Source organism: Shinella yambaruensis, assembly GCF_022899355.1.
Classification (GTDB): domain Bacteria; phylum Pseudomonadota; class Alphaproteobacteria; order Rhizobiales; family Rhizobiaceae; genus Shinella; species Shinella yambaruensis.
In genome coordinates this window covers 381,398-398,148 of record NZ_JALJCK010000004.1, presented here as the reverse complement: position 1 = coordinate 398,148, position 16,751 = coordinate 381,398, and the positions used below count along the sequence as shown (strand labels likewise).

14 protein-coding genes and 1 pseudogene are annotated in these 16,751 nt (G+C 65.0%); 7 read left to right on the top strand and 8 right to left on the bottom strand.

What is annotated here, in order from left to right:
• Nucleotides 1–189: 189 nt before the first annotated feature.
• The 3 genes from MUU56_RS11875 to MUU56_RS11865 all read left to right on the top strand — a co-directional run bounded on the left by MUU56_RS11875 (nt 190) and on the right by MUU56_RS11865 (nt 3,933).
• On the top strand, nt 190–2,283 hold the full coding sequence (locus MUU56_RS11875; RefSeq protein WP_244767498.1) for a bifunctional rhamnulose-1-phosphate aldolase/short-chain dehydrogenase: 2,094 nt from the start codon (nt 190–192) through the stop codon (nt 2,281–2,283).
• Nucleotides 2,284–2,293: 10 nt separating this feature from the next.
• Nucleotides 2,294–3,583, top strand: a complete 1,290-nt coding sequence (gene rhaI / locus MUU56_RS11870; RefSeq protein WP_244767497.1) for an L-rhamnose catabolism isomerase — start codon at nt 2,294–2,296, stop codon at nt 3,581–3,583.
• A gap of 95 nt (nt 3,584–3,678) precedes the next feature.
• Nucleotides 3,679–3,933 (top strand): GlsB/YeaQ/YmgE family stress response membrane protein, encoded by a 255-nt coding sequence (locus tag MUU56_RS11865; protein ID WP_064328845.1) that lies wholly within the window; start codon nt 3,679–3,681, stop codon nt 3,931–3,933.
• A 55-nt stretch (nt 3,934–3,988) separates the two neighbouring features.
• Here the strand turns inward: MUU56_RS11865 and MUU56_RS11860 are convergent, their stop codons facing one another.
• Nucleotides 3,989–5,020: a hydroxyacid dehydrogenase gene (locus tag MUU56_RS11860; protein WP_244767496.1), complete on the bottom strand. Its 1,032-nt coding sequence runs from the start codon at nt 5,018–5,020 to the stop codon at nt 3,989–3,991.
• A gap of 53 nt (nt 5,021–5,073) precedes the next feature.
• Nucleotides 5,074–5,352 (bottom strand): hypothetical protein, encoded by a 279-nt coding sequence (locus tag MUU56_RS11855; protein ID WP_244767495.1) that lies wholly within the window; start codon nt 5,350–5,352, stop codon nt 5,074–5,076.
• Between the two features lie 110 nt (nt 5,353–5,462).
• Here MUU56_RS11855 and MUU56_RS11850 point away from each other — a divergent pair, with 110 nt between their 5' ends.
• From MUU56_RS11850 to MUU56_RS11840, 3 genes and pseudogenes are all read left to right on the top strand, one after another.
• A complete protein-coding gene (locus tag MUU56_RS11850) occupies nt 5,463–6,089 on the top strand; it encodes a ribonuclease D (RefSeq protein ID WP_244767494.1) in 627 nt (208 codons plus the stop codon).
• Nucleotides 6,001–6,969, top strand: a pseudogene (locus MUU56_RS11845) (DUF817 domain-containing protein). The gene MUU56_RS11850 and the pseudogene MUU56_RS11845 overlap by 89 nt, the downstream one beginning before the upstream one ends.
• Nucleotides 6,970–7,020: 51 nt before the next feature.
• Nucleotides 7,021–8,271, top strand: a complete 1,251-nt coding sequence (locus tag MUU56_RS11840; protein WP_244767493.1) for a hypothetical protein — start codon at nt 7,021–7,023, stop codon at nt 8,269–8,271.
• A 2-nt stretch (nt 8,272–8,273) separates the two neighbouring features.
• Here the strand turns inward: MUU56_RS11840 and MUU56_RS11835 are convergent, their stop codons facing one another.
• Both MUU56_RS11835 and MUU56_RS11830 read right to left on the bottom strand, forming a co-directional pair.
• A complete protein-coding gene (locus MUU56_RS11835) occupies nt 8,274–8,609 on the bottom strand; it encodes a DUF6665 family protein (protein ID WP_244767492.1) in 336 nt (111 codons plus the stop codon).
• A 58-nt stretch (nt 8,610–8,667) separates the two neighbouring features.
• Nucleotides 8,668–10,050, bottom strand: a complete 1,383-nt coding sequence (locus MUU56_RS11830) for a nicotinate phosphoribosyltransferase (RefSeq protein WP_244767491.1) — start codon at nt 10,048–10,050, stop codon at nt 8,668–8,670.
• 407 nt (nt 10,051–10,457) lie between these two features.
• Between MUU56_RS11830 and MUU56_RS11825 the strand changes: the two genes are divergently transcribed.
• Nucleotides 10,458–12,014, top strand: a complete 1,557-nt coding sequence (locus tag MUU56_RS11825) for a hypothetical protein (protein ID WP_244767490.1) — start codon at nt 10,458–10,460, stop codon at nt 12,012–12,014.
• Between the two features lie 68 nt (nt 12,015–12,082).
• Here the strand turns inward: MUU56_RS11825 and rpsA are convergent, their stop codons facing one another.
• The 4 genes from rpsA to aroA all read right to left on the bottom strand — a co-directional run bounded on the left by rpsA (nt 12,083) and on the right by aroA (nt 16,738).
• Nucleotides 12,083–13,789, bottom strand: coding sequence for a 30S ribosomal protein S1 (gene rpsA, locus MUU56_RS11820; RefSeq protein WP_244767489.1), 1,707 nt, complete (start codon nt 13,787–13,789; stop codon nt 12,083–12,085).
• A 141-nt stretch (nt 13,790–13,930) separates the two neighbouring features.
• The gene (cmk, locus tag MUU56_RS11815; RefSeq protein ID WP_244767488.1) at nt 13,931–14,563 is read right to left on the bottom strand and encodes a (d)CMP kinase; all 633 of its coding nucleotides are present in this window, start codon (nt 14,561–14,563) and stop codon (nt 13,931–13,933) included.
• Nucleotides 14,560–15,354, bottom strand: coding sequence for a hypothetical protein (locus MUU56_RS11810; RefSeq protein ID WP_244767487.1), 795 nt, complete (start codon nt 15,352–15,354; stop codon nt 14,560–14,562). The genes cmk and MUU56_RS11810 overlap by 4 nt, the downstream gene beginning before the upstream one ends.
• A 37-nt stretch (nt 15,355–15,391) precedes the next feature.
• Complete coding sequence (gene aroA, locus MUU56_RS11805) at nt 15,392–16,738, bottom strand: 3-phosphoshikimate 1-carboxyvinyltransferase (RefSeq protein ID WP_244767629.1); 1,347 nt, start codon at nt 16,736–16,738, stop codon at nt 15,392–15,394.
• Nucleotides 16,739–16,751 lie beyond the last annotated feature (13 nt).

Here is a 16,751-nt window from a genome sequence, read left to right as displayed (position 1 = left end):
TGCTGGCAATGCTTCCATCAGGAACGCGCAATGTCAATCATGATCAATCATATTTTTTCATTGTGCAGCGCAATATGATTGTTCTTGATCGTTTATGATTGACATCGGCGATGCTCTCATGTGATCTGAAAGCATGCCTTCAAGCGCGGCGATAGCCATGCGCATGAGAAACACCGGGAGGAAATGCCGATGCTGGAGACGAACCGGGGCGCACGCCTTGCCAACCTGTGGGACGACGCCAAGGCGTCGGCCATGCGCGAATCCGAGCGGCTGCTCTATCGCTCCAACCTGCTCGGCTCCGACAAGCGCATCACCAATTACGGCGGCGGCAACACGTCCGCGAAGGTGATGGAGACGGACCCGCTCGGCGCGGGCGAGGTCGAGGTGCTCTGGGTCAAGGGGTCGGGCGGCGATGTCGGCACCATCAGGATGGATGGATTCGCCACGCTCTACATGGACAAGCTCAATGCGTTGAAGGGGCTTTACCGCGGCATCGCGCATGAGGACGAGATGGTAGGCTACCTGCCGCACTGCACCTTCAACCTCAACCCGCGCGCCGCCTCCATCGATACGCCGCTGCACGCCTATGTGCCGAAGAAGCATGTCGACCACATGCACCCCGACGCGATCATCGCCATCGCCGCGGCGAAGAACTCCCGGGAGCTGACGCAGAGGATTTTCGGCGACGACATCGGCTGGCTGCCCTGGAAGCGGCCGGGCTATGAACTTGGCCTGTGGCTGGAAAAGTTCTGCCTGGAAAATCCCGGCGCGCGCGGCGTGGTGCTGGAAAGCCATGGCCTCTTCACCTGGGGCGATACGGCCAGGGAATGCTACGAGACGACGATCGAGATCATCAACAAGGCGATTGCCTGGTTCGAAGAGAACAATACCGCACCTGCCTTCGGCGGCGCGGTGAAGCCGGTGCTTTCCGCCAATGAACGCCGGGCCATCGCGGAAAAGCTGATGCCGGTCATCCGCGGCATGATCGGCCGGGATGAGAAGAAGGTCGGCCATTTCGACGACGGGGAAGCGGTGCTCGATTTCGTGACCTCGAAGAACCTTGCGCCGCTTGCCGCGCTCGGCACGAGTTGCCCGGACCATTTCCTGCGCACGAAGATCCGGCCGCTGGTCGTCGATTTCGATCCGGCCGCGCCGGACATCGAAAAAACGCTGGCCGGCCTTTCCGACACCATCGCCGCCTACCGCGCCGACTACGCGGCCTATTACGAGCGCTGCAGGCGGGACAACAGCCCGGCCATGCGCGATCCGAACGCGGTCGTCTATCTCGTGCCCGGCGTCGGCATGATCACCTTCGCCAAGGACAAGGCGACGGCGCGGATTTCGGGCGAGTTCTATGTCAACGCGATCAATGTGATGCGCGGCGCCTCCGGCGTCTCCGACTATGTCGGCCTGCCGGAGCAGGAAGCCTTCGACATCGAATACTGGCTGCTGGAGGAGGCGAAGCTCCAGCGCATGCCGAAGCCCAAGAGCCTTGCCGGCCGCATCGCGCTCGTCACGGGCGGGGCCGGCGGTATCGGCAAGGCGACGGCGGACCGGCTGATGGCGGAGGGCGCCTGCGTGGTGCTCGCCGATATCGACGAGGCGGCGCTCGCCGCGGCGGAAAACGAGCTCGCCGGCCGCTACGGCAGGGATGTCGTGCGCTCCGTCTCCATGAACGTCACCGACGAGGCGCTGGTGGCGAGGAGTTTCGCCGATACGCTGGTGGAATTCGGCGGCCTCGACATCCTCGTCTCCAATGCCGGCCTCGCCTCCTCGGCTGTGATCGAGGAGACGACGCTGGACCTGTGGAACAAGAATATCGGCATTCTCGCGACCGGCTATTTCCTCGTCTCGCGCGAAGCCTTCCGCATCTTCCGCCGGCAGAAGGCGGGCGGCAACGTGGTCTTCGTCGCCTCCAAGAACGGCCTTGCCGCCTCCCCCGGCGCTTCAGCCTACTGCACGGCGAAGGCCGCCGAAATCCATCTCGCCCGGTGCCTGGCGCTGGAGGGCGCCTCCGAACAGATCCGCGTCAACGTGGTGAACCCGGACGCCGTGCTGCGCGGCTCGAAGATCTGGACCGGCGAATGGAAGGAGCAGCGCGCCGCGACCTACAAGACGGACGATCTGGAGGCGCATTACCGCGAGCGCTCCATGCTGAAGCTGTCCGTCTTCCCGGAGGATATCGCGGAAGCCATCTATTTCCTCGCCTCCGACATGTCGGCGAAATCGACCGGCAACATCATCAATGTCGACGCGGGCAATGCCCAGTCCTTCACGCGCTGAGGAGATCCCGATGACGATGATTTCCGAAGACGTGATCGCGCACGAGAACCAGAAACGTCTCGCCGACCTCAAAAGCGACTACGACCATCTCGGCGCGCGGCTTTCCCGCCGCGGCGTCGATATCGATGCGGTGAAGCGGAAGGTCGCAGCCTATGCGGTGGCCGTGCCCTCCTGGGGCGTCGGCACCGGCGGCACGCGCTTTGCGCGCTTTCCCGGCGAGGGCGAGCCGCGCAACATCTTCGACAAGCTGGAGGACTGCGCGGTCATCCAGGAGCTGACGCGCGCCACGCCGACGGTTTCCCTACATATTCCCTGGGACAAGGTGACGGACCTGAAGGAACTGAAGGAAAGGGGCAACGCGCTCGGCCTCGGCTTCGACGCGATGAACTCCAACACCTTCTCCGATGCCCCGCAGCAGGAACATTCCTATAAACACGGCTCGCTCTCCCATGCGAATGCCGCAACGCGCCAGCAGGCTGTCGAGCACAATCTCGAATGCATCGCCATCGGCAATGCGCTCGGCTCCAAGGCGCTGACGGTGTGGATCGGCGACGGCACGAATTTTCCGGGGCAGGCGAATTTCACCAAGAGCTTCGAGCGGTATCTCGATGCGATGAAGGCCATCTACAAGGCGTTGCCCGAGGACTGGCGGCTCTTCACCGAGCACAAGATGTACGAACCGGCCTTCTATTCCACCGTCGTGCAGGACTGGGGCACCAACTACCTGATCGCGCAGGAACTCGGCCCGAAAGCCTGGTGCCTCGTCGATCTCGGCCACCATGCGCCGAACGTCAATATCGAGATGATCGTCGCCCGGCTCATCCAGTTCAGGAAACTCGGCGGCTTCCATTTCAACGATTCGAAATATGGCGACGACGACCTCGATACCGGCTCGATCGATCCCTACCGGCTCTTCCTCGTCTTCAACGAACTGGTGGATGCGGAGATGCGCAAGGCCGAAGGTTTTGCGCCGGCGCATATGCTCGACCAGAGCCACAATGTCACCGACCCGATCGAAAGCCTGATGCGCAGCGCCATGGAGGTCTGCCGGGCCTATGCGCAGGGGCTGATCGTCGACCGCGCGGCGCTTGCCGGCTACCAGGAGGCGAACGACGCGCTGATGGCGTCCGAGACCTTGAAGGCCGGCTTCCGCACCGATGTGGAGCCGATCCTCGCCATGGCGCGGCTGGAGACGGGCGGGGCGATCGATCCGGTCGCGACCTACCGCGCGGCGGGCTACCGGGCGAAGGTGGCGGGGGAACGGCCCGCCGTGGCGAGCGGAGGCGGCGGCATCGTCTGACGCCGCCGAAGAGAAGTTCTCAGACCCTCTTGCTTTCCGGGAAACGGCTGCCAGATTGGACAGGGACAGAACAAGACTGTCTAAGGGAGCATCGTATGGGCATTGAAAGCATTCTCGTTTTCCTCATCGTCGGCGCCATTGCGGGCTGGCTGGCCGGCCTGATCGTTTCGGGCTTCGGCTTCGGCCTGATCGGCAATATCGTCGTCGGCATCGTCGGCGCCTTCATCGCCGGTTTCCTCTTTCCGGCCATCGGCATCAGCCTCGGCAGCGGCATCATCGCCGCGATCATCCATTCCACGATCGGCGCGGTGATCCTGCTCGTGCTCATCAAGGTCATCAAGCGCGCCTGAACGCGCTTTCCGAAAACCGAAAGGCCGTGGCGATCCCTCGCCACGGCCTTTCGTTTCAGTTGACGCTCACCGGTTTCGAGCGCATGCGCGAGACCGTTTCGCGCTCGGCCCGCTTGCAGCGCATCGGCGGCAGGCCGCGATCCATCAGCGCCATGTCCTCCAGCACCATGTCGCCCATCTTCTTGAAGGCGCTGTCCAGCGCGCCGGCACGGTGGGCCGAGCGGATGAAGCCCTTCAGCCCGCGCACCGGATGGTCCGCCGGCAATGGCTCTTCCGGATAGACATCGCTCGCCGCGACGATATGGCCGGAAGCGACCGCAGCCATCAGCGCCGGGAAATCGACGACGTCCGCCCGGCTGAGCAGGATGAAGGCCGCGCCCTTGCGCATGGAGGCGAAGGCCTCGGCCCCGAGGAAGCCCCTGTTCTCGCTCGTCACCGAGGCGACGACGAAGACGAAGTCGCTCATGGCCAGCACCTCGGAGAGCGAGGCCGGCTCGACACCTGCTTCACGCAGCATCGACGGCGGCAGCCAGGGGTCGAAGACGCGGATTTTCGCGTGGAAGCCCGAGAGGACGCGGTTCAGTGCCCGGCCGAGATCGCCGAAGCCGACGATGCCGACCTCGGAACCGGAGAGGAGGCGCGCGGACCGGTTGCCCTCCCCGCCCCACAATTCCGTGCCTTCGCGGAAGGCGACATCGGCATCGATCACGCCGCGGGCAAGGTTCAGCGCCATGGCGAGGCCGAGTTCGGCCACCGGCTCGGCAAAGACCTGGCCGGTCGTCACGACATGGATGCCGCGTTCGAACAGGACCTCATAGGGCATGTTGTTGAGGAGGTTGCTCTCGACATTGAGGATCGCCCGCAGGTTCGGCATGCGCGCCAGCGTTTCGGCAGAGAGCGGCGGCTGGCCGATGATGTAGCGCGCCTTTGCAAGCACCGCGTCGCCGAGCCCGGCAATGTCTTCCGGATCGGCCTCGACGATGCGATAGGTCCGGCGCAGCTCGGCTTCCGCCGCAGTGGTGAAGATGAGGTCCAGCGTGCGCGGTTCGGGCGCGCTGATCACCAGCGGCAGGCTTTCGTCGGTCATGGCTCCTCCGGATGAATGGCTCCGGCCGGAACGGCCGGGAATGAAAGGACGCGCTACCAGTCGTAGCCGCGCAGGCTCCGCTCGCGCGACAGCGGCAGGTAGCTGCCGCTCGACGTGACGCCGCCGCGCGTACAATTATAGACGGTGCGGCCCCAGTGGCGCTTCGTGCTGTTTTCCGGCGCGGGAATGTATTGCGGCTCGCAGAAGACCTGGTCTTCGGCTTCGTGCGCCTCGGTCGTCACGACGCCGGGAAGGTCATGAAACACCTGTGCGCCGGCAACGGGGGCGAAGAGCAGCGCGGTGAGGGCGGCAAGGATCAATCGTTTCGTCATATCGTCTTTCGGCCGCAGGCCGGTCCTTCGCAATCCATAAAGAAGTACCGCAGGCCGGAAACATGCGCTATAGGCCTGCGGACACAGAGACAGCTTAGATGGGGTTTTTCATGGCAAGTGCAATCCGGTATCACGAAGGTGACATCTCGGCGGCGGATGCCGCCCGCTATACCGGCGCGATCGCCATCGACACCGAAACGCTGGGCCTCATCCCGCGCCGCGATCGGCTGTGCGTCGTGCAGCTTTCGCCCGGCGACGGCACGGCGGACGTGATCCGCATCGCCGCCGGCCAGAAGGAAGCGCCGAACCTCACCGCCATGCTGGAAGATCCGGCCCGCCAGAAGATCTTCCATTACGGCCGCTTCGACATCGCCGTCCTGTTCCACACCTTCGGCGTCACCACGGCGCCGGTCTTCTGCACCAAGATCGCCTCGCGCCTGACGCGCACCTATACGGACCGGCACGGCCTGAAGGACAATCTGAAGGAAATGCTCGAAGTCGACATTTCCAAGCAGCAGCAGTCCTCCGACTGGGCGGCCGAGACGCTGTCGCCCGCGCAGCTCGAATATGCCGCCTCCGACGTGCTGCATCTCCATGCCCTGCGCGACAAATTGATGGCGCGCCTCGTGCGCGACGGCCGGCTGGCGCATGCGGAAGCCTGCTTCGCCTTCCTGCCGACCCGCGCCAAGCTCGACCTCCTCGGCTGGGAAGAGACCGACATCTTCGCCCACAGCTGAGCTGCCCGTGCAGAACGGATGGCAGCACCAGACCGGACCGACGCTGGAGCCGCTGCGCCGGCTGATCCGCGGCCGGCTCGAAACGCTCCCGCCCGGCCTTGCCGAGTTCATCCTGTTCGGGCTGAAGCAGGCCTGGGCCTGCCTCTTCGGCGGGCTCATGCTGGGGCTGATCATCGCCACGAAACTCGTCTGGCAGCCGGGCTGGCCGATCCACCGGTATGACGCGCTGTTCCTGATGGCGCTCGCCATCCAGGTGACGTTCCTCAAGCTGAAGATGGAGACCTTCGAGGAAGCGAAGGTCATCCTCATCTATCACCTCGTCGGCACGGCCATGGAGATCTTCAAGGTCCATATGGGCTCTTGGGTCTATCCGGAGGAGGCCGTGATCCGCATCGGCGGCGTGCCGCTGTTTTCCGGCTTCATGTATGCCTCGGTCGGCAGCTACATGGCGCGCGCCATCCGCATCTTCGACATGCGCTTCACCCATTATCCGCCCTTCTGGACGACGGCGGTGCTGGCAATCGCCATCTACGCCAACTTCTACCTGCACCACTTTTTCGTCGATATCCGCCTGGTGCTCTTCGCCGCGACGGTGCTCCTCTTTTGGCGCGTGCGCATCTATTACACGGTGGAGGAGAAGCCGCGCTGAATGCCGCTCGTCGTCGCCGCCTTCCTCACCTCCATCTTCCTCTGGATCGCCGAGAACATCGGCACGGCGACGGGCGTTTGGCTCTATCCGGGCCAGACGACCTGGCACATGGTGCCCCTCACCAAGCTCGGCTCGTGGTATCTCCTGCTCTATGTCAGCTTCGTGCTGGTGACGATCGTCTGCCGGCCGCAGCCGCCCGATACCCCTGAAAACCCGCGGGCGCAGGCTTAACGCGCGGTTAATCCCCTCCGACCTATTCTTCCGGCGAGACCGGAGGTTGCCATGTTGACACCCCTGCAGAGCGCGCAGTCCACCGCCGCCGTCTCGGCGATGCAGTCGATCGTCGAAACGCTCGAGGAGCGCCGCCGCGAGGAGGCCGAGAAGGCCAGCGGACGGCCGAAGGACGACGCGCAGAAACAGGCGCCCCCGCGCTCCGACGACACGGCGCGGCAGGCCAATGCCCGCATCAACGAACATTTCTTCGGCAGCAATGCCCGCGGCGGGGAAACGCTCGCCAAGCTGATATCCCGCTTCAGCGACACGCTCGGTATCACCCAGCAGGATGGCGAGGGCGCCCGTGCCTTTGCCCAGCGCCTTGCCGACCGGCTGGCGCTCGTCGACCAGGTCTCGCTTCCCGCCAAGGGCAGCACGCTCGACGTCACGCTCCGCGGCCTCGGCACCACGCTCACCGCCGTCAGGCAGGCCATGGCGGGCCCGTCGGACGATGCAGCGGCCAATCTCGTCGCCCGCCTTGCGCTGGCCGCCGGCGTGACGCAGGGCGAGGGCGAGGCGGATGCCGATTTCGAGCAGCGCCTTTCCGGCATGCTGACGCGCCTCCGCGGCGAACTGCCGGAAGACGTGGCAACGCTCGAGAAAAAATCCGGCCTCACCGATCTCGGCCTCAAGGCGAGCGATCTCATCGCGGCGATCCGCAATCCCTATGGCACGGAAGCCGGGCGGGTGAAGGATGCGCTTGCGCAGAAGGCCGAGGACGAGAAGGCGCTGACGCCCGAAATGCGCAAGGTGCTCGCCCGTCTGGAGGACGCGGCGAACCCGAAGACCATCGAGGAGCTGAAGCTCGACCGGACCCGGCGCGACCCGACCCGTATCGAGGATGCGCAAACGCGCAAGGAACGCGAGGAGACGATCCGCTCGCTGGAAGCCGGCGAGAAGCTGGAGGACGTGCAGGACCTTCAGGACGCGGTCGGCCGCGCCCATGCCGATGTGGCCAAGGGCGTGCGGGAGGACAAGCGGCGGGACGATCCGGCCGCCGCCGCGCTCGACACGATCCAGCTGCTCGCCGCCGGTGCCGAGACGACCCAGCTTGCCGACAAGGTCCCCGCCAAGACGGAAAAAGCCGGCGACAGCGAGGATATCCCGGCGGAAACGACGGGCGAGGCCGTTCGCAAGCTCGACGCAGCCGGCGTGCAGGAACAGGAAGAGCGCGAAGCGGCGCGCAAGGAAATCTTCGCGCTGCGCGTTGACGACAACGGCATCTACGATCTCATCACGCGCCAGATCGTCGCCCTGTAGTTTCAGGCCTTGCGCCGCACGATGCCGAGCCGGGCGATGACCTCCGGCGGAATGGCGTAGCGGCGGATCGCGTCCTTCTGGCTGCGCAGGCCGCATATTTCCCGCTGGATGAAGAAGGCCCAGACCTTGTCGGCCGCGTCGTTGAGGAGGTCTTCCCGCTCCGCCTCGCCGCAACCCGCGGCAAGGCGCCCGGCCAGCAGTTCCAGCGCCTTCTCCACCTTCAGCCCGTGCCGGCCGAGCGCGTCCGCCCGCTCCGACATCAGTTCGTATTCGAGGATACTCAGCCCCGTGTCCTTGCTGAAGGAGGGGGCGAGCGCCTGCGGCGGGCGAACCGTCATCTTTCGTCTCCAGTCATCGGAGTCAAAGATGGCGCCCCGGGAGCCCTGCCGCAAGGCCTCAGGCGGCGCGGGCGCGCACGGCGTCGAAGGTCCAGTCGACGAGGAGCCTGCCGTCGCGCCAGACGGGCTGCAGAAGGTTCTCGCGGCCGGCGAGCTGGTCGATGCGCGCGGCCTCAAGCCCGCCGATGCCCGCCACCACGGCCTGGCGCCCGGCCTTGGAGGCCTTGAGGTTCATCGTCACCGGACGCTTGTAAACGTCGTGCCAGGCGCCGTCGGTGTCCTGCCTGGCATTGGCCTTCATGGCGAAGGAATAGGTGTCGCGGTTGACCTTCTGCAGGAGCCCTGCCCCCATGCCGAAGGCGATGTTTTCCGCCGAGAAGCCGAAGGCTTCCAGCCGGCCGAGGATGAGGCCGATATCGGCGGGCGAGATGCCGTCGCCCTGGATGACGCGCACGCTGTTGTCCAGCACCTTGTAGCCCTTGGCGTTGAGATGCGTGCCGAAGGCATAGGCGAGCTGGCGCACGACCTGAACCGGCGTTTCCACCGGATCGCCGCTGTCCGGCCGCACGACGAGCGTGCCGCCGGCGGCCTTCACCCGGTCCTTCAACTGCTTGCCCCAGATCTCCGTGACGGCATTGTTGATGTCGTAGCTGTCGGACACGACCGCATAGAGGCCCTTCTCGCCGAACCGGTCGATCATGTTGCCATAAGCCTCCGCCTCGCGCTCCTGCCCCCAGGACGTCATGGTCGAATGCTCGGAGGCGGGGATGGAGAAGCCGGCCATCTCGGCACCGTAATAACGGCGCGCGAACAGCACGCCGCTTACCGTATCGGTACCCATGAAATTGACGAGATGCGCCGCCCCGCCGATGCCAGCCTGCTCGAAACTCGTCGTGCCGCGCGCGCCGAAATCGTGCAGGCGGAAGGGGAGCACGGCGGCCGGGTCCTCGCAGGTCTTTTCCAGGATCGGCCGGATGATCTCTCTCACCTTGCGCGAATTGGAGGCGACGGTGCTCGGATACCAGATGGCGCGCAGCAGCGCCGTCTCGACATAGGAGGTCAGCCAGTAGCATTCGGGATCGGTGTTCACCACCTGCGCGACCGGCACGCCGCGGCGCACCAGTGTGCCCTCCGGCAGCGCCTCGATGAGCAGCGGCAGGAAACCGCCGTGTTTCGCGACGATATGCGTCCAGCCCGCGCGGTTGAACGGCAGGCCATGCGCCGTGACGATCCCCTCGGCCTCGTCCACGTCCGCCATCGTCACCGGTTTCGACAGGTATTCCTTGAGGAACATCTGGAGGCCGAAGAACAGCACTTCCGCCTGCTCGGAATGGCCGCGCGCCTCGACATAGGAGGAGATGGCGCGGGTTTCCGGAGGGTATTGCAGGTAGTGGCTGAACTTGTAGCTGTCGGTGTTGAGGATGAGGTTGGTGAGGTTCATCGAGGGTCTCCGCCGCATCCGCGGCCGGCGAACGAGCGGCGGCGCAACAGTGCCGCGAAGATTTACGCGAGCCGAGCATAAGGGGCAAGAGCCGCCGCGCGGGACAATTCGAGGCGGCAATGCTGCATATGCGAAGCGCCGGCCGCCGCATTAGCAATTCGTTAACCATAAAATGTCAATTGTAACCTATGGAAAGTTGTTCGGAGTTCCGGGTTCGCCCGTCCGGCACAATCGAGTGGCTCCGTGCCTGCCGGGTTGCCCGCCGCCTCCCTCGTACCTGCCCGGTTCGCCCGGGCTGAAAGCTCACCAGCTCGCAGCGTCGCGCATGATGCGCCATCCGACGACCGATGGACCATTGGCAGGCCTTGTGATGCGGACGGCATCGGCAGGGAGAACAGGAGGCAGGCATGCTGCCGCGTTTGGCAATGACGACCGATACCATGCAGCCCTCCCTCGCCGTTCCGGCGGGCGCATCGGTCGAGGCCGCCGCCAGGCCGCAGCTTTCCCCCGCCGCCCTTGCAAACCTGAGGGCCGAGGTACTGCTGCGCCTCATCGAGACCATGCTCAGGCACATGCCGCGCGTCGGGGAGACCAATCCGGGCCGCGACCTGATGGAAACGTTGCTCGCCGTGCTGAAGACCCTGCCCGGCCGCGAGGGGGGCGGCGGCCGCAAGCTCGCCGACCTTCTTGCCAGGCTGCCGCCGGAGCTTCGCCCGAGTGTCGAAAAGCTGATCGGCACGGTCCTCTCCTCCATGCCGACGCGCGGCCTCGTCGAGGTGGTGCGTCATCCGAACGGGCCCGAGGCGCGCAAACTCGCCGCTTTTCTTTCCGCAAGCCTCAAGGCCGATACGCCCGCCACCCTGCGCGCGGAAGATAAGCCACGGCCGCTCGGGCTGAATGCCCAGCAGCTTGCCGCCGTCGGCCGCCACAATCCGCAGCAGGCAGGCCAGCCAGCGCAGCTTCTCGGCGATATCCGTACCCTACAGACGATGCTGAAGCGCATCTTCGATTTCGACGGCTGCGGCAAATCGCGCCCGGCAACCACGCGGACGCTGGAAACGACCGCCAACCGGCCGGAGCTTGCCGCACCCAACCGGCTGCCGGCCGGGGAAAACGCCGCGCAGCGCAGCGGGCAGCCCGTATCGACGCCCACGACCAGGGCCGACAATCCACTGCCGGTCGAGATCGCGGAACCGGCGATCCGCCACGATGGCGGCGGCGAGAAGACCGAAACCACAACGCCGGTCGTGAGGCGGGACGACATGCCGGCCAGGACCCAGGTCGCCAATGCGGCAGGACAGGCACTTGCCCGCAGCGTGCTGCAGGCCGTCACCCGTGACATGGCGCCGGCCCTGCTGATGCCGGCCGTCGCCCAGCTTCTGGAAAACCTGTCGCTGGAAGAGGCGAATTTCATCCGCTCCCTGCTGGAGCGCCCGATCGAGCCGATGAGCAAGGCAGAACTCGCCCTCTTCGCGACCGAGGGCAGCGAACAGGCCGAGATGGCACCGGAGAGCGGCAAGGTCCGCACCGTGACGGCACAGGCGACGCCCGCCCTGCAGGAGCGCGCCGAGGCGGACGAGCCGCTGCCGCTGCCGACACCGACGCTGCAAGCCCGCGAGGCGCTCCAGGCGGCCCTTGCGGATGCGACGCCGGAAAGGCTGCTTGCGGCAGCCATCCTGCGCGAGGGCATACCGCTCGCCTTCGTGCCCTATCTGCCGGCCGAAGAAGACCTCGACTGGTCCGAGGGCCGCGAAAGCGGCGAGGAAGACGAGACCGCGAACGAGGAGCATGGCGACGACGCGGAAGCCGGCAACGAGGCGAGCGAGGACACCGCCTTCGAAGCCTCCGGCGAGGAGCCTGAGGCGGACGACATGGCAAAACGCCGCGAAAAGATTGCCGACATGGTCGGCGTCATCGAACCCGGCCTGGTCTTCTACCAGAAGCTCGGCGACTACTGGACCTGACCGGACCCCAAAGAAAAACCCGCGGAGATCGCTCTCCGCGGGTCCTTCATGTCGAGATAAGCGAACGCTTATTCAGCGTTGTTGCGGTTCTTCAGAGCCGCGCCGAGGATGTCGCCGAGCGAAGCGCCCGAGTCGGACGAACCGAACTGTGCGACGGCTTCCTTCTCTTCGGCGATTTCCAGCGCCTTGATCGAAAGCTGGATCTTGCGATCCTTCTTCGAGAAGTTCAGGACGCGGGCGTCGACGGTCTGGCCGACCGAGAAACGCTCCGGACGCTGTTCGTCGCGGTCGCGCGACAGGTCGCCGCGGCGGATGAACGACGTGATGTCCTCGTGGTTGACGAGGCGCACTTCGATGCCGCCATCGTTGATCGCGATGACTTCAGCCGAAACGACGGCGTTCTTGCGCAGGTCGCCGGAAGCCGCAGCTTCGCCGACCGAATCACGGCCGAGCTGCTTGATGCCGAGCGAGATGCGCTCCTTGTCGACGTCCACATCGAGAACGACAGCCTTGACGACGTCGCCCTTGTTGTATTCCTCGATGACCTGCTCGCCCGGACGGTTCCAGTCGAGGTCGGACAGGTGCACCATGCCGTCCACGTCGCCGTCGAGGCCGATGAACAGGCCGAATTCGGTCTTGTTCTTGACTTCGCCTTCGACTTCCGTGCCGGCCGGGTGGCTGTGCGCGAAGGCCTGCCACGGGTTCTCGAGGGTCTGCTTGAGACCCAGCGAGATGCGGCGCTTCGTCGGGTCGACTTCGAGGACGACCACGTCGACTTCCTGGCTGGTGGACAGGATCTTGCCGGGGTGAACGTTCTTCTTCGTCCAGGACATTTCGGAGATGTGGATCAGGCCCTCGATGCCCGGCTCCAGCTCGACGAACGCACCGTAGTCGGTGATGTTCGTGACCGTACCGGAGATCTTCTTGCCGGTCGGGTACTTGGTGCCGATGCCATCCCACGGATCGGACTCGAGCTGCTTCATGCCGAGCGAGATGCGGTGGGTTTCCTGGTTGATGCGGATGATCTGGACCTTGACCTGCTGGCCGATGGACAGGATCTCCGACGGATGGTTGACGCGGCGCCAGGCCATGTCGGTGACGTGCAGCAGGCCGTCGATGCCGCCGAGGTCGACGAACGCACCGTAATCGGTGATGTTCTTGACGACGCCGTCGACAACCTGGCCTTCTTCGAGGTTCTGGACGATTTCAGACCGCTGCTCGGCGCGCGACTCTTCGAGGACCGTGCGGCGCGAGACGACGATGTTGCCGCGACGCTTGTCCATCTTGAGGATTTCGAAGGGCTGCGGGTTGTGCATGAGCGGGGTGACGTCGCGGATCGGACGGATGTCGACCTGCGAACGCGGCAGGAAGGCGACGGCGCCGTCGAGATCGACGGTGAAACCACCCTTGACCTGGTTGAAGATGACGCCTTCGACGCGCTCGCCGGCTTCGAACTTGACTTCGAGCTTGGCCCAGCTCTCTTCGCGGCGAGCCTTTTCGCGCGAAAGGACAGCTTCGCCGAGCGCGTTCTCGATACGCTCGACATAGACTTCGACTTCGTCGCCGACCTTCAGCGTGCCGTCCTTCGACTTCGCGCCGAATTCCTTCAGCGGGACGCGGCCTTCAACCTTGAGGCCGACGTCGACGATGGCGACGTCCTTTTCGATCGCGGTAACGATGCCCTTGGCGACATAGCCTTCGGCGAGATCGTTAGCGGCGAAGGATTCCTGCAGAAGGGCTGCGAAATCTTCGCGCGTGGGGTTTGCTTGAGACATTGAAACTCCTGGTGTGCCAAAAGGCACGGGCGCCGGGGGTTAGCGTTGATGAGGAACGAGGCTGTGTCCGCTGCTCTTGGGCAGCAAATCCGGCGCGGGGACAGGCCTTGTTCTATGCTGGCGCAATTCCGGATGGAAAAGCTAGTGCTTCAATGCGGCGTCGATGATCGACTTGGCCGCCGAAAACGCCGCCTCTATACCCATTTCCGAGGTATCAAGCAAGTGCGCATCGTCGGCCGGTTTCAGCGGGCTGTCCGCCCGGCCCATGTCGCGCTCGTCGCGCCGGCGAATGTCGTCGAGGACCGTCTCGAAATCGGCCACGCCGCCATTGCCGACGATTTCGTCGTAACGCCGCCTGGCGCGCACCTCCGGCGAGGCCGTCACATAGAGCTTTACCGCCGCATCCGGGCAGACGACCGTGCCGATATCGCGCCCGTCGAGCACCGTGCCCGGCTCGCGCGCCGCAAAGCCGCGCTGCGCCTCGACCAGCGCCCGGCGCACGGACGGCATGACGGCGATCTTCGAGGCCGCCTCGCCGATCTCATGGGCGGACAGCACCGCGCGGTCGAGCCCGCCAAGATCGAGCGTGCGCGCCACCTCGGCCGCGACGGCCTCGTCATCGAGCGGCAGGCCACGGTCAATGAGCGCCTTCGCCGTCGCCCGGTAGGTCAGGCCCGTATCGAGATGATGAAAGCCATAATCCTCCGCAATGCGGCGCGACAGCGTTCCCTTGCCCGCGGCAGCGGGGCCATCGATGGCGATTGTGAAAGTCATTCCGTCACCTGAAAATGGATGTGATCGTCATGGCGTGCAGCCCGGCATCCCTGGAACCGCACGTTCGGATGGACAACACCGAGGCGCTGGGCCAGATGCGGCTCAATGAAAATCCGTTCCACACCGAATTCCGGTCCCTCCAAGGCAAGCCAGCGCAAGGCTGCACCCGTTCTCGCTTCGTCCAGCATCCACGCAGGAAAAAACCCTTGCAGAAACCCCATGTTCCACCGAAGTGTCAAGAGATCGTCACGTTCGGCGCAGGGCAACTGCGTGCCGGGCGCAGGCTCTTCGAAAGCGAAGTAGCCGATTGGTGAGCGTACGGCCCTGTTCAGCGGCGTCCCCTTCTCGTCGCGATAATAAAACGCGATGTCGAGCTTCCGTCCGTCGTCGTGTGATAGATGGGGCAGAAGCGGGAAGCCGTCCAGGAACGGAAAATTGGCATCGAGAACAAGCGTGATAGTCCCGGGGAATTCCAGGTCTATGGCCACCGAGAGCGCTTCTGCAGCGCGTTTGGCTTCCGTGGTGACGAAGTTCCGATTCAGGGCGCAATAAAGCGGAGACTGAATCTGCAAACTGCCGTCGCCAAAACAGGACAACGGCACACGCCCGAAAAACGGTGCGGTAAACGACGCCGCGATCGTAGCCGAAGCATACAACAGCAGGAAAACCGCAAGACGGGTCGAGCGCCGGGTGATCTCGCCCCGATGGGCCAGCCAGCGCCCGGCAAGGTATGACACTCCGCCAATCTGCGTGAGCGCGGTCAAAAGAGAAAAGACAAGCGCGATGCGCAATGCCCTTGCGCCTGTTCTTCTCAAACCCGAAGCCCCTTTATTCGATATGCGCACCCAATCCGGTCATGAGGTTCATGAACTCCGGAAAGCTCGTGGCGATCATCGTCGCGTCATCCACCGTGACCGGGTTTTCCGAGACGAGGCCCATGACGAGGAAGCTCATGGCGATGCGGTGGTCGAGATGGGTGGCGACGGCGGCGCCAGAGGCATTGCCGAGGCCCTTGCCGTCCGGGCGGCCGCGCACGACGAGCGATGTTTCGCCCTCGTCGCAATCGACGCCGTTGAGCTTCAGGCCGACCGCGACGGCCGAGAGGCGGTCGCTTTCCTTGACGCGCAGCTCTTCCAGGCCGTTCATGACGGTCGTGCCCTCCGCGAAGGCCGCCGCGACGGCGAGAACCGGATATTCGTCGATCATCGACGGCGCACGGTCTTCCGGCACCGTGACGCCCTTCAGCACCGAGGAGCGCACGCGAAGATCCGCCACGTCCTCACCGCCGGCAAGGCGCGGGTTCAGCACCTCGATATTGGCGCCCATTTCCTGCAGCGTCAGGATGAGGCCCGTGCGGGTCGGGTTCATCAGCACGTTGAGGATCGTCACATCCGAATCCGGCACGAGCAGCGCCGCGACCAGCGGGAAGGCCGTCGAGGACGGGTCGCCCGGCACGTCGATCACCTGGCCGGTGAGCTTTCCCTGGCCTTCGAGGCGGATCGTGCGCACGCCGTCCGCATCCGTCTCGACGGTAAGGTTGGCGCCGAAACCCTGCAGCATCTTTTCGGTATGGTCACGTGTCATGACCGGCTCTATGACGGTGGTGACGCCGGGCGTGTTGAGGCCGGCGAGCAGCACGGCGGACTTCACCTGTGCGGAGGCCATCGGCACGCGATAGGTGATCGGCGTCGGCGTCTTCGGCCCGCGCAGCGTGACCGGCAGGCGGTCGCCATCGGCGGACGTCACCTGCACGCCCATTTCGCGCAGCGGATTGAGGACGCGGCCCATCGGACGCTTGGTGAGCGAGGCGTCGCCGATGAACGTCGAATCGAAATCATAGACGCCGACGAGGCCCATGGTGAGGCGGCAGCCGGTGCCGGCATTGCCGAAATCGAGCGGCGCTTCGGGCGCGAGCAGCGCGCCGTTGCCGAGGCCGTTGATGATCCAGGTGTCGCCGTCCTTGCGGATCTTCGCGCCCATGGCCTGCATGGCCTTGCCCGTATTGATCACGTCCTCGCCTTCGAGCAGGCCCGTGATGCGCGTCTCGCCGCTGGCAAGGCCGCCGAACATGAAGGAGCGGTGGGAAATCGACTTGTCGCCGGGGATGCGGACGGTCCCGGACAGGCCGGAGGATTTGCGGGCGGTTGCGGGCCGTGCACTGGCGCCATGCGACATGGTCGTCTTCCTT

Excerpts from the sequence above, each read along its gene's own strand:
- MUU56_RS11875 (WP_244767498.1), top strand. The coding sequence starts at position 190 with ATGCTGGAGACGAACCGGGGCGCACGCCTTGCCAACCTGTGGGACGAC.
- rhaI (WP_244767497.1), top strand. The coding sequence starts at position 2,294 with ATGACGATGATTTCCGAAGACGTGATCGCGCACGAGAACCAGAAACGT.
- MUU56_RS11865 (WP_064328845.1), top strand. The coding sequence starts at position 3,679 with ATGGGCATTGAAAGCATTCTCGTTTTCCTCATCGTCGGCGCCATTGCG.
- MUU56_RS11860 (WP_244767496.1), bottom strand. The coding sequence starts at position 5,020 with ATGACCGACGAAAGCCTGCCGCTGGTGATCAGCGCGCCCGAACCGCGC.
- MUU56_RS11855 (WP_244767495.1), bottom strand. The coding sequence starts at position 5,352 with ATGACGAAACGATTGATCCTTGCCGCCCTCACCGCGCTGCTCTTCGCC.
- MUU56_RS11850 (WP_244767494.1), top strand. The coding sequence starts at position 5,463 with ATGGCAAGTGCAATCCGGTATCACGAAGGTGACATCTCGGCGGCGGAT.
- MUU56_RS11840 (WP_244767493.1), top strand. The coding sequence starts at position 7,021 with ATGTTGACACCCCTGCAGAGCGCGCAGTCCACCGCCGCCGTCTCGGCG.
- MUU56_RS11835 (WP_244767492.1), bottom strand. The coding sequence starts at position 8,609 with ATGACGGTTCGCCCGCCGCAGGCGCTCGCCCCCTCCTTCAGCAAGGAC.
- MUU56_RS11830 (WP_244767491.1), bottom strand. The coding sequence starts at position 10,050 with ATGAACCTCACCAACCTCATCCTCAACACCGACAGCTACAAGTTCAGC.
- MUU56_RS11825 (WP_244767490.1), top strand. The coding sequence starts at position 10,458 with ATGCTGCCGCGTTTGGCAATGACGACCGATACCATGCAGCCCTCCCTC.
- rpsA (WP_244767489.1), bottom strand. The coding sequence starts at position 13,789 with ATGTCTCAAGCAAACCCCACGCGCGAAGATTTCGCAGCCCTTCTGCAG.
- cmk (WP_244767488.1), bottom strand. The coding sequence starts at position 14,563 with ATGACTTTCACAATCGCCATCGATGGCCCCGCTGCCGCGGGCAAGGGA.
- aroA (WP_244767629.1), bottom strand. The coding sequence starts at position 16,738 with ATGTCGCATGGCGCCAGTGCACGGCCCGCAACCGCCCGCAAATCCTCC.